Raw genomic sequence first — 13,291 nt, 5'->3', positions numbered from 1 at the left:
ACTTACTCTTCTTCTTCCACGCCCCTGTAAGCCTTAATGAAGATAGCACCGAGATTTTTGTAAGGCGGTATATAGTCATCGAACCTTTCCTTAGACTCACCACTGAACAATTTGGAAAGGTCGTTCCACATGGGCATCCATTCAATATTCTGTCCATTTCTCAGATTGGTATTGATGGCGTTCAGTATCGGTTCATTAACTGTGCGCGTACCGATCTGCTTGGAAGAAATGATATGCGCATCTGAGCTTATGGTGAGAACATCATTAAGGTTATTGTATCCGCCGCAGGAACCCAATATCACAATACGGGCCGAAGGTGTTATTTGACCAAGTGATGATTTCACATGGTAGCTATGTCCGCGATGGATGAATATAGTAGGTTCCAGACCTTCTTTGTCGAGGTAAGCACGGAGCTTTTCCTGGGCTTTTGTATCCGGATCATCTTCACCGTAAAGAGGTTTATTGGCGAATATCCATACTGGTTTCCCCTTTGTATTCTTTATTGTTACAAAATCCGCATTTTCAGTAATGCTCCAGTCGTCTTTCCCCCTAAACATTCTCATGAAGTTGGCATAAGACATTTGTCCATCTTTATCATCATCCCCATAAAAGAAAACCTGCTGGATGATACGTCCGGATGAATCAGCCAGGCGATTATAATCAACGGTATAAACGGGAGGGATACCAAGCGCTTTGGAGAGGTCAATATTTGCGCTGGCGTCGGCCGATTCAAAAAGGGTCTTCTCTATGAAATAAACTTTCTGACCGTTAGGGTCACCGTTACGTTGAGCCCTGTCATAGTTCCATCTGGCCTCTTCCAGCATATTGGCAGCAAGCACTTTATTTTTTTCAAAGATGGAGCTATAGGCATCCGCAACGTCAACGGCGTCTTCTACGTTGTTCATATCCGTTGTTTTCTCAAGTCCGAACATGAACGATTTCATGAGCACGGTTGCATTTGAATCGGGCATAAGCTTAAGAAGGGTATCAAGCTCATTGTAAGCAGCGGCCATTTTGATGAACTTCCTGAAATAGTCGAAGTTCATGGTCATGAACAGGCTATCGGTGGGAACTCCTTTAAGTCGCTGGATGATCCTCTTGAACACACCGCGGTAGCTGGATGTATAAATTTCATCTTCACCCAATACACAGAGGTAATAAAGCTCATGTGGCGCCAGTGGTTCCAGGATCTTAAACCTCACTGCATCAGAGGCGCTGTGCAGCCCATTGATCTTGCTGATAAAATACTGGCGAGCCTTGTTATCCATTCTTTCCACCAGGGCTTTGCGCTCCATGGGGGTATCTTTTGACAGCATCCGGGAAGTATGGTGCATGCGGGTTTTGACCATGAGCTTATAATATTCAAGATCATTGTTTTTCACCTTGTCTATTTCATCGAAGGTCATTTTGCCCCGGTAGATATCATCAATAAAAGGGAAGTAAAGCTGACCACTCCTGCTTGAAGCCATTTCTGCAATCACCTTCACCACCGGATCGGGATGGATACGGATATACCTGGCCAGCGCATCATTGGCGGCCGCATAATCATATACCTTCCGGGGGTCACGCCGGGCTTCAGCAGCAATCAGGCTATCACGGGTCGGATAGGAAAAATTTGTTTTCAGGAAGGGCATTGTCCTTTCAGGATAGAGCTGGAGATATTTTACCTGAAGGATCGACTTGCTTGCGGGGATACCCTTGTTCTCAGGATAGCTAAAGCAATCAACGAGTATTTTACCGGCCCAGTAATGTGCATCTCTTACCACGGGGTCAATACCTTTATTCTCCCGGTCAAGTTCAAGTGCGGCAGCATAAGCATTAACCGTTTCAGGAGCCAGTGCTGCAGAAAAAGACCTCGATCGGGTACCCAAACCGATCTGGCGGGTCATTATTTCGAGTCCTTTAAGGTATTTGATCTTTTCATTGTCTTTGAGGAGGGTATCCAATTCAATGGATTGCTGCAATTCATCTACCTTATCAAGCATTGCGAAACGGACCTGCGCATTGAAAGCTTCGTCTTTTGAAAGAGGGATATAGCCCCTTACATGACTGCCGGGTTGTATAAAGAGCTTTTTCTGCTCCTTATCAATATTGTCATGGAAAAGCACCCTGCTCCTGTCGATTGAATAGAGGGGAGCAATGGTTTGTGCTTTCGCTACTGATGCAGCAATAATCAGTAAAAAGGGTAGCAGTTTATTCATAGCCTTAGGCCTTATGTTCAAAATTACACCATTGGATAAAGGGATAACGTTGTGTTAACCTTAAAATTGCCCTTAACAATTTCATAATCAGCATAACATCGCCCCCTCAGCCCCGAGGGTTAACTTTGCGTAAATAAATTGTTAATGGACACCAAGGGGAAAAAAATCCTGATCGCCGACGATGAACCCGATATCCTGGAGATCATACAATACAATCTTCAGGCCGAGGGTTATACAGTTTATACTGCCAAGGATGGAGATGAGGCATTACAAAGGGCAAAACAGGTGAATCCCGACCTGATCATTCTTGACATAATGATGCCCCGGAAAACGGGTACCGAAGTATGCTCCATACTTAGAACACAACCAGCTTTCAAGGATACGCTAATAATTTTCCTTACCGCATTGAACGACGAAAGTTCACAGGTACGCGGTTTCGACACCGGAGCCGATGACTATGTGAACAAGCCCATTAGTCCAAAGCTCCTGCTCAGCAGGGTAAATGCATTGTTTCGCAGGGTGGGAAAAAAAGAAGAAGCTGGTTCCAACGGAATTCTGACTGTGGGCAATGTGGTGATTGATCCGGTGAAATTCATTGTTGAAGTGGATAACAATGAAGTTAGTCTTGCTAAAAAAGAATTTGAACTCCTTTACCTTTTGGCGTCCCGGCCGGGCAGGGTATTTCTGCGAAACGAGATCCTTAACCAGGTTTGGGGAAATGATGTTATTGTAGGTGACCGAACAATTGATGTTCATATCCGTAAGATCAGGCAGAAGCTGGGCCTCGACTGCATTACCACGGTAAAAGGCGTGGGTTATAAGTTTGATCTCTAGCTGGGCGCAAGCGATGCTTTCGGCTTAAATTCGTATCATGTTCAATTTCAAGAGTCTTTCTCCCCGCCAGGTGTCAGCCGTGCTGGCTTTTGCTATTTCGCTGCTGGTGGCACTAGCCAATCTTGTGCTGGTAAAAAACTGGACAATAGCCATGGGTTCTTTTCTGGTTTTGTTCCTCGTTTCGTACCTGCTGATCTTTTATTTCCTGCAACAATTTATATATCGCCGGATAAAGCTGATCTACAAATTCATTTACCAGACCAAGGCATCCAAACGGGAAGAGTTTTATAATAAATATATCCTCCCGCAAAAAAGTATTGATGAGGTAAAGGAGGATGTGGAACAATGGGCCGAACAGAGAGAGGGAGAGATTGAGTTACTTCGTAAAAATGAAGCATTCCGAAAAGAGTTTTTACAGAACCTGGCACATGAATTCAAGACTCCGATCTTTGCCATCCAGGGATATGTTGATACCCTTCTGAGTGGGGCTATGGACAATCCCGATGTGAGGAAAAAATTCCTTCAGAACACCTCCCGAAATGTAGATAGATTGGTGAACCTGATGAATGACCTTGATGAAATCAGTCGGCTGGAGAGTGGAGAACAGATACTATACAAGCAATATTTCATCATCCAGACCCTCATAAGGGAGGTTATAGAATCCTTATCACTCAATCTGGTAACAAAACAGGTATCCGTCAGTATTAAAAAAGGATGTGAGGGTCCAACCTATGTATTTGCCGATAAGGAAAAGATCCGTCAGGTTTTGATTAACCTGATAGAAAACAGCGCCAAATACAGTAAGGCTGGGGGGTCTGTAATTGCCAGTGTATATACAACGGATGAGTTTAAGGTTTTAATAGAGATCAGTGATGATGGTATCGGCATTGAAGAAGAGCATCTGCCAAGGATCTTTGAAAGGTTTTACCGTACAGATAAAGCCCGGAGCCGCGATAAGGGCGGCACCGGGCTTGGCCTGGCGATCTGTAAACATATAATTGAAGCACATGGAGAATCCATGCATGTACGTAGCAAAACGGATGTGGGAACCACAATCGGTTTCACGTTATCATCCATCCGGGAAGAGGAAGGAAATCGCAATACTAATACTCACCAACCAATTCCATAGTCTTCCCCATGATTACTACTTCCCCCCCAGAAACTATTATGTTTCCAATCGAAGTAAATAGCATTGATAGGACCACTTGTTCTGTCGTCGAGTGATATGGAATAACCCATTCTTCTTAATTCCTGCTGAACCCAAACAGGGGTATTGTCGTGAAGGAGGATGCTGCCTGCACGGGGCTTTCGGTCGGCAGTTTTTTCACCGCCCAGAGATAGCCAAAGCTGATTACTGTTAATGTTAGCAGCTTCAGCAGCTTCCTGAACGTTCATTCCGAACTCCACCATGTTCAGGAAAAACTGAAGGAGGTTCTGGTCTTGTGTATCACCCCCCTGAACGGCAAAGGAGAGAAAGGGTTTGCCATCTTTCAGGGCCATGGATGGTGTAAGTGTAACGCGGGGTCTTTTACCGGGTTCAATAACATTGAACGGATTGAGGGTTGAATCGAGAACAAAGCTCTGGAGGCGCTGGCTCATCCCCACTCCTGTTTTACCTGCAATTGTTGCGGGAAGCCAGCCACCACTGGGTGTGATGGATACAACCCAACCATCTTTATCGGCCGCTTCCACTGATGTGGTACCGGCCCAGAGGCGTTCCATATAGGCGCTGTCAAGGGGCAGACTTTCAGCAGCATTTGTTGCGCCGGTACGATTATCATGCGCGGGCATAAAACCCGCTGGCCTGTTTGTGCTGGTCGTATCCAGTGAAAAACCTCTTTTCTTAAGCATTTCCCGATATGGGTTGGTGCCTCCCTGAAAGGGATAGGGATCTCCGGGCGATGCCTGGGCCATATTTCTGTCATTACTGACTTGGGCAGCCCTCATTCGAGCATAATCTTTACTAAGTAAGCCTTTCATAGGTTCAGCCGGGGGGAAATAGGGGTCGCCATAGTAGAAATCGCGGTCGGCGAAGGCCAGGTTCATAGCCTGGTAAATGGTATGAATATATCGGGCACTATTATAACCCATAGATTTCAGGTCGAAATTCTCCAGGATATTGAGGGCCTGAAGCAGCATGGGGCCCTGGGTCCATTGTTGTAATTTGTAAACATCAATTCCTTTATAAGACACTTTCATGGGTTCCTCTTCTATAGCTTTCCAGTTGGCGAGATCCTGGAGTGTAATAAGGCCACCCTGCTCCTGGGCTCCCCGCACAAATTCTGTAGCGATATCGCCCTTATAGAAGCGGTCGTTGGCAGCCATGATGGCATCTTTGCGATTCATTTTACGCTTAAGGGCCGAACGTTCTGCTTCCACCATTTTACGAAGCGTTTCGAGAAGGTCTTTTTGCACAAATATTTCACCTGCCGCGGGTGCCTCTCTTTTTTCTCCGGTATGAGGAAGGAAAACGGCTTTGCTATATGGCCATTGGCGGATCATTTCCTTCCCTCTTTCCATTTGATTGGCGGTCTGGGCTTCGATGGGATAACCAGCAGCAAGTTCCATTGCAGGTTTCAACACCTGCTCCAAGGTCATTGTGCCATAGTTGGCGAGCATAAGGCAAAGCCCTCCCACGGTGCCGGGAGTAGTTGCGGCAAGTGGTCCGTACTGCGGGGGAAATTCCATTCCTTTTTCATGGAAGAAAGCGGAGGTAGCACCTGTTGGAGCCACACCCAATGCATTGATGGCAATGACCTTTCCTGTTTTCGGGTTAAAGATCAGCGCCTGGGTTTCACCACCCCAGCTCAGTACATCCCACATTGTACAGGTAGCGGCCAGCATGGCGCAGGCGGCATCCACTGCATTACCACCCTGTTGGAATATCATTGCACCTGCTGTGGCAGCCAGCGGTTTTCCGGTAATTGCCATCCAGTTTTTGCCGTGCAGTACGGGCTTTTGGGTTTGGGCACCTGCTGAAAATAATGTTGCTAATAATACGAGCGTAACCAGGAGTCTTTTCATTAAAATATTGTTTGTAGGAAGTTAAGATAAATCGGCCTGCTTCTGCACCGGCTTTTTGTTGAAGAATCGGATCGAAATAAGTGTGGCCAGCAGTCCGCTCACTCCCGTGATCATCACCAGGTTGGTATAAAACTGCAGCCAGCTAAGTTCGATCTGAAGCACAGTTTTACTGAGTAGAACAGCCACACTGCCGAGATATCCGAAGGCATCGGCAAGATAAATCAGGAATCCAACGTTTCCGCTTATCCGAAAACTCGCGATGAATCTTTCAAAGAGGATACTGTTGAAAGGAATATAAACAAGGTAGAGGCCCATCCCAACACTGAGCATCCACCACCATGTGTTAATGATCTGCTGTTTATAAGCCAGCGTCATCAACAGGCTAAGCAGGAAGCCTACGGCCATAATAAGATGTGTGATGTTGAAGGCCCTCTTGTTATTACGAACCATAACCATTGAAGCGATTATCAGGAGCATCACCAGTGAGATGATAGTTTCCGTTTGCGCAAACACTGAGCTATTGAAAACATCACCTGATTCGCGCCACATATCGGCCATGAAACTGTCACGAACTTCGCGCAGGATGGTCACAAGAATATAAACCATTATAAGAAAAAAAAGACCGGTTCCATACTCACGCAGTAATTTTCTCCTATCTTCTTTTTTCATTGGAAGTCGCATAGTACGATGGGCGACGTCTTTCTCTGTGGGTGGCGGGAGTTTTTCTACCAGGTAAACAAATAACAATAACGGACCAGCGAAAATAGCGCCTGTTATAAAGGGCATCCAATATTCACTGACCTGCCAGGTGCTCATGGTAAATGCAGCAACAGATTTGGACAATCCGGATCCGAATATGAAACTCACAGCAAGGGCCGCACTAATAAGGTCGGTCATGCGACGGCCTTCAACATAAGAGAATACGATGCCCCAGAGCATACCTAGCGGAAAACCATTGAAAAAGAGGCACCAGAAATTATAAGGAGCCGGAAGCAATGCAAACGCCAACCAGGAGAACCAGGAAATACCGGTGAGTATCAGGATCAATTGTCCGCGTCCGATCCTTTTCATTTCAGCGATAAAACGGATACCGTAAAACTTACTTGCCATATAACCCATTACCTGGGTGATGACGAGCACAATCTTGTAATCAAGGCCAAAGAGAGAGTGACCGCTGTAAGCCGCTACGTTAAATGCTTTTCGAAATGAGAACAGGCAGGTATATAAACAGAAGGCTACCAGTGCCGCATAGAGAGCAGTTGACCATTCCTGTTTGGTGAATTTTATTTTCATGCTGTCTAACGAATATACGGATTGGAAAAAAAAGCCGGGATATAGACATATCCCGACTGACTGCATGAGAAAATATTTGCTAACACAACAACTAAACGAACAGGCACAAAAGTATTGCGGGTATATTATCAGCAAATGAAGTGAGGGTTACCCTATTATGAAAAATGCCCGGCAGGAGCCAGGCATTTTTTCTTTTGAGACAGTTTTATTAATATGAGTTTGTTTTTGGATTGAAGCTTGTCCAGCCCTGCAACCAGTTTGTTGTTCCGAAAGCACCTACATGTGTAGTTGGTGAAAAGAATGCTGCATCCAGTCCGGAGAAATCAGCTCCGGTTAAAGCAGGTGATCCGGCTTTAGGAAGAAAGTTTGGAGCGGTGAGGTTGAATGGATCAGTAAGCTGCACATCATCACGTGAAGCAAGGGTGCGAGAACCCTCTGATTCAGCTTTTGCCTTTACAAGGTCAGCAGTTGCAAAAACAGTTTCTGCACCACCGGCTACATTATAAGGCTTTGTGAATACTGCGACGATATTGTTTTTGAATTCTGACTGGCCATCCTTGTAGGCTTGGGCAGTAGCGGCTGTTTCCATTGAGAAACCAGCTTTACGGTGGCCAAGTAGGATAGAATTACGAAAAACGAAACGGGTTGCTTTTCTCCAACGGTTGCTGAATCCGTGGTTAGAATTTGAGCCGGTTGTGTCATATGGTCCAATCAGTGTAAAGTTTGAGAGAACCGGGCGGGTGAAAGGCTCTGCAGCATCGCCTGCACCATTGTTATCACACTCAATACCATTAGCCTGATCTGTATCAGCTGGCTTATCCCGCAGTGATACAGCATTTTGAATTTTGCCACTATAACCGAAATCAAAGTCAAAATCATCATCCATAGTACCAAGGGCAACCAGGTTCTTACAGTTTACAGTACCTCCAAAAAATTCGTATGCATCGTCACCGCCAAAGGAAACCTGCACATTTTCGATAATTGTACCAGAACCAACACCACCCAGTGTAAGGCCATTGATCTCAGATCCGGGTTCAGCGGCAATACCTGAAAACTCGATCCTAACGTACCTAAGGATACCACTATTGTCATTTGCCACCGTTCCACCGTAAGGGCGGTTAACACCACCTTCAATGATGGGAGCAGGTGAAGTTGGTCGGTTTGTTGGTGCATTACCAAGAATTATGATACCACCCCAGTCGCCCGGAGCCCGCTCACCAGCTGCCTTACCTGAGGTAAAAACGATTGGAGCATCTGCTTTACCATCTGCAATCAATTTTGAACCACGCTCAACAATTAGTGCACCTTTATCAGCAACATCACTTTTAATTACAGTACCTGGTTCAATGGTTAGTGTTGCTCCATTATTCACATAAACATATCCTTTTAAAGTCCAGGTGCCTTTTGTGAGCGTACGGCTCTGGTCAATAGTTCCATTAAGAATATTATCACCAGGAACTACTCCACCACCACCAGTATTGATATCATCGCCAACATCTACCTTGATGCAAGAAGTAATGGTTAATGCACTGAGCGCTACTACCGCAAATTGTTTTACCAATTTCATTTCTATTAAGTTTAAAATTTTCAGAGTTTGTTTGTTTGTTTATTTCTTAAGATCGAAGTCATAAGTAAATCCGATTGAGATGGTACTACCAGGCTTGTATCGACTGAATGTTCTGTCTTGGCCACCAAATTCCTTACTACCGCCACCAATATTTTCATAGAGATAAATATCATTATTAAGGATATCGGAGAAGGTAAGTTTTACTTCCCCTTTTTTGTTCATCACTCTTTTTGACAATTGAAAATCGAGAAGATGCCTGGGTCGCTCATAGATATCAGGAAACTCACTATTACCAACAAGGGCAAGTCTTGGTCCTATCCTGTTATAGAGAATCGTGGCATTAACTGCTTTATCTGATGAATACTGAATACCTGCATTTATGAGGTAAGGAGACTGTCCCTGGATGGGGCGATTGGAATTAACCGGCTGACCAGAAACATCATCGGGGAAGCTAACATCTGAAAAGAGGTATGTGAAGTTTCCGAAGGCAGTTACGTTGCTCCAGAAATCACTCTCAGCATTCAGGAAATCAAGGTTCTTACGAATTTCAAGTTCAGCGCCATAAGTATCGGCTTCTCCTGCGTTTTGATAGAAATACAAACGTCGGTCGGAATTGGATCCCGGGTCAAGTCTGAATTCGATTGGATTAGTGAACCTTTTATAGAAAGCTCCCACTGTGAATGCTTCACCGGCAGCGGGATATATTTCGTAACGAAGGTCGAGGTTAAGTATCTTTGTGCGTTTAAGATTCGGATTACCAGACACACCATAATTGGCCTCATAGTCGTAGAAGGCGAAGGGTGCGATTTCCCTGAATTCCGGACGCGCAACTGTCTGGAAAGCAGAGAAGCGTATATTATTCTTTGTATTCAGTGAATAAGTAAGGTTAACGGAGGGAAGGAAATCCCATGTTTCAGTATTCAGGTTTAGGCGTTTGGCTGTAACATCTTTGGTAGTAAGATACTGTTCGAAGAACTCCATCCTTGCACCCCAAACAAGGCGAATATTTTCGCTGAGTTTGTTATCGAACATTGCAAAACCTGAATTGATAGCTGAGATACCGAAATACTTATCCTGGTTATTGGTAAAGTCATCAACAATAAAACCATTAAGACCTATATTATCTTTCGCAAAAATCCTGTCATAGGTTTCATAAATGAGGTCATCATTGAAATTAGCCTGTGAGGCTTCCGTATATCGCAGGATACGGCTTTTAAAATCACGGAACCGTACAATAGTGGATCCGCCAATTTTAAAATTCTGCTTTTCATCAAAGAGATTAAATGGAATTGTTAGCGCTGCTGATCCACTCAGTGTATGGTCTTTGAGATCAGACCAGAAACGACGGGTATCATCCGTATCGATCTGGTATTCGCCGCCAGATGCTTTAGCATACTGCTGCGTACGAAGATCAGGTTGGTTTCTTGTAACTAAAGAATAACCCCCATTCCAGCGAAACTTCATCTTACCCAGATTAAGCTGGTGGTCACCTTCCAACTGTCCGCTGTAAAAACTTCGCTGGTTCATGAATGAAGAATAGAATCGGATATCCTGGTTCCGGTTATTATTAAAACCTTCGCGGGTAAAATAATTATCGTCGTAGAACTGGTTAAAGATATTCTTGAAGGATATCTTATTCTTCTTCTGAGAATAGGTGATATTGATTAAAGCTCCCAAATTGCTTTGATAGCGATTTTGCTGGTCATAGAAATTAAAGATCGGTTGTCCATCAGCTTGTGAGAAAGAGCGGTCAACATCATATTTCAATTGTGCGTTTCTATACATTACTGATGCTATAAAACCAAGCTTTGCATCGTTCTTTAAAACTTTTGTTGAACCGTAAGCAAGATTATAGGTCATAGTTGGCGCAGCTTTTCGCGTAACCTGGCCGTAGACATCATTATTTAGCAATTGAGAGGCAGTAATTTTATCAGCTGTGGAAAGAACCCTGTATGCTTGTGGTGTAGATGGGAATGCTGTCGGAAATTTACGGGTACCATCATCAAATCCAAGCCAATCGGTAGATCCACGTTCATTGCTGGTGAAATCTTTAAAGACTGAATTCGTATTAAAACCAAAAGAAACCCCGAGTGAAAGAAAATCTTTTGAAGGAACGTCTTTTGTTTGGACCTGGATAAGTCCACCTGCAAATTCACCTGTAAGTTCTGGTGTTGCTGTTTTATTGATAATAATATTATCAATCATGTTGGCAGGGATCACATCAAAGGAAAATGCCTTACGATCAGGTTCAGAAGAAGGCAACTGAGAGTTGTTGATGAATGCTGCGTTGTAGCGATCACTCAAACCACGTACAATTACAAATTTATTATCCTGAATAGAAGCGCCGCTTACACGTTTCAATACTTCACCTGTTGTACGGTCGGGCGTTCTTTTGATCAGGTCCGCAGCTATACCACTTGAAACGGCTGTGTTATTTCTTTGGAGGTTGATGAGGGCACTTGTGGTTTCCTTACGTACAGAACTCCTTACAATAACTTCACCCAGTTCTGATTTGGATTCCAGTACAACAGTGAACGTATTGTCAATTCCAGCTTTTACTTCAACTTCTTCGAGTGATTTTGTATTATATCCGGCACTGGAGATCTGGATGGTATATTTCTTTCCTACTTCAAGTAAAAAGGAAAAGCGGCCTTCAACATCTGCTGCGGCCTTTCGCTCTGTACCAAGTACGATAACGGTGGCACCCGGTACGGCCTCATTTTGAGTATTTATAACTTTACCACTGAGTTTAGCAGTTGATTGCGCGAAAGAATGAATGGTTGTAAGAACCATCGCTATCAACAGGAAGAGAAACTTTTTGCTCACAACTATGAGGGTTTATTTGACCGCAAAAGTAGCTTCGCAATGTTAACGACCTGTTACGGGAAGGTTAACGAATTGTATCGTGAATGTTACCGGAATATTAACAGGCTAGAATCGAAACTGAAGCCGGCAGGTGAATACATTGTCCTTCAAATTTTTAGAAAATCCTTCAAGAGATGTCTTTTCATTATTCACCAAATCATACCATAAAACCAGCTTGAGATTTTCATTGATATAATTCAGATATCCCAAACCAAGCGTTTTAAATTGAATATCAGCTGAATGAAAGTTGCCTGCACCCTCTTTAATATCCATACCCTGTACATCCGTATTAGGGTCATACCAATCATATTTTAAGCCAACCTGGTGATTGCCGATATTTTGTAATAAGTAGAAAAACGCCCCATCAAACCGACGGGTATAGATCGGGTCATTAATTAATGCACCAGGTGTTTCGCTTGAAATGGACGTGGCTGACTGTTTCCCTTTCCAGTATTCTGCTCTAAGAATTGTTCTATAAGGAGAAGAGTGATTCAAAACCAGCTGAATATCCGCACCTGCGTATTTGCGGGGAGCTTTACCGCCCATATTTCCTAAACTGGAATCAACAATAAAAACAGGTTGAGAATCTTTTCTCGACATACTATATATATATCTGGTGTTTTGAAGTATTCCCCCATTCAGGAAAGATATAGCAGCAGATATGCGCAGGCCGGGGAGAATATTTACTGGCTTAAAACCGGCCCGAGCTATAAAGTCCTTATAAGAATCATATTCAGCAGAGCCAGCGAGACCTTGTCCATTGAAAATACCTGCATCGATCTTTAACCATCTCAACGGGTGAGTTCTGACTCTTGGTTCAAAGGTCAACATTGCACCCAGATCCCGTTCCGTTTTCATAAGTATCTGGCTCATCCTCCCCCTTTCCGGTGCTTCGCGATCGGAGGAAGAGAGGTTTACTTCATATCCAAAAGGACGGGCGAACATCCCGCCCGTCAACGCCATCACATGCCATTTATTCTCAAACAAGCGACCCCAGAAGTCGCGGATATTGACACCTCTTTCCGTGCCATCAAATTGAAATGCGAATTGAAATGAAACTTCATCGCTTTGGTTAAACCTTGCATAGTCAAAGCGTATACGGCCTCTGCGAAGGGTAAAACGGTTATCAACATTTTTATTAAAAGCAGGACCTGCATAGGTGTTGGCCCCTTTCTCGCTTATAAACTGAAACTGGGGTTGCATATAACCGCTGATCCGGAGATAATTAAATTTCTGATAAAGTCCCAGCATGTCTTTCCCCATTTCCTTAGTTGTATCAACCATATCCATCAGGAGCTGGGACTTCGCAGTATTTGACAGTAAGACAATAATCAGGGTCAATATCGAAATCAGTAGTTTTTTCATGCCAGAAGCTCCACTTAACATAAATTTAATATAGCCGGCGAAGGTAAAATGAGAGACAGACAGGCTTGAAATGTCATTGTTAAGGAATTATTACCAAATCAATTTACAACGAGTTCCGCCACCAAACAGGTTAATTTTGCGC

At 44.0% G+C, this 13,291-nt stretch carries 8 protein-coding genes; 2 read left to right on the top strand and 6 right to left on the bottom strand.

All coding sequences use genetic code 11. The features are described from left to right. Positions 1–2: 2 nt before the first annotated feature. Positions 3–2,201 carry a hypothetical protein gene (locus HY58_RS02300; protein ID WP_052323778.1) on the bottom strand — a complete coding sequence of 733 codons (2,199 nt, stop codon included), beginning with the start codon at positions 2,199–2,201 and terminating at the stop codon, positions 3–5. 144 nt (positions 2,202–2,345) lie between these two features. On the opposite strand from HY58_RS02300, the gene HY58_RS02295 reads away from it, so the two are divergent. Together HY58_RS02295 and HY58_RS02290 are read left to right on the top strand one after the other, a co-directional pair. Then, entirely contained in the window at positions 2,346–3,035 is a 690-nt protein-coding gene (locus tag HY58_RS02295; protein ID WP_039127021.1) for a response regulator, read from the top strand. Between the two features lie 37 nt (positions 3,036–3,072). Beyond that, positions 3,073–4,164, top strand: coding sequence for a cell wall metabolism sensor histidine kinase WalK (locus HY58_RS02290; RefSeq protein WP_052323777.1), 1,092 nt, complete (start codon positions 3,073–3,075; stop codon positions 4,162–4,164). On the opposite strand, the gene HY58_RS02285 is transcribed toward HY58_RS02290, so the two are convergent. From HY58_RS02285 to HY58_RS02265, 5 genes are all read right to left on the bottom strand, one after another. After that, positions 4,146–6,059, bottom strand: coding sequence for a gamma-glutamyltransferase family protein (locus tag HY58_RS02285; protein WP_039127018.1), 1,914 nt, complete (start codon positions 6,057–6,059; stop codon positions 4,146–4,148). The genes HY58_RS02290 and HY58_RS02285 overlap by 19 nt on opposite strands. A gap of 21 nt (positions 6,060–6,080) precedes the next feature. Further along, positions 6,081–7,352 carry a DUF5690 family protein gene (locus HY58_RS02280; protein ID WP_039127016.1) on the bottom strand — a complete coding sequence of 424 codons (1,272 nt, stop codon included), beginning with the start codon at positions 7,350–7,352 and terminating at the stop codon, positions 6,081–6,083. A 208-nt stretch (positions 7,353–7,560) separates the two neighbouring features. After that, positions 7,561–8,919, bottom strand: a complete 1,359-nt coding sequence (locus tag HY58_RS02275) for a hypothetical protein (RefSeq protein ID WP_052323776.1) — start codon at positions 8,917–8,919, stop codon at positions 7,561–7,563. A gap of 39 nt (positions 8,920–8,958) precedes the next feature. Continuing rightward, positions 8,959–11,745 carry a TonB-dependent receptor gene (locus tag HY58_RS02270; protein WP_156123539.1) on the bottom strand — a complete coding sequence of 929 codons (2,787 nt, stop codon included), beginning with the start codon at positions 11,743–11,745 and terminating at the stop codon, positions 8,959–8,961. A 105-nt stretch (positions 11,746–11,850) separates the two neighbouring features. Beyond that, positions 11,851–13,149 carry a porin gene (locus tag HY58_RS02265; RefSeq protein ID WP_253271483.1) on the bottom strand — a complete coding sequence of 433 codons (1,299 nt, stop codon included), beginning with the start codon at positions 13,147–13,149 and terminating at the stop codon, positions 11,851–11,853. Positions 13,150–13,291: the final 142 nt, after the last annotated feature.

It is taken from the genome of Flavihumibacter sp. ZG627 (assembly GCF_000814325.1).
GTDB lineage: Bacteria > Bacteroidota > Bacteroidia > Chitinophagales > Chitinophagaceae > Flavihumibacter.
The sequence above is the reverse complement of the archived record's forward strand: the minus strand, read 5'-3'. Positions and strand labels throughout refer to the sequence as shown.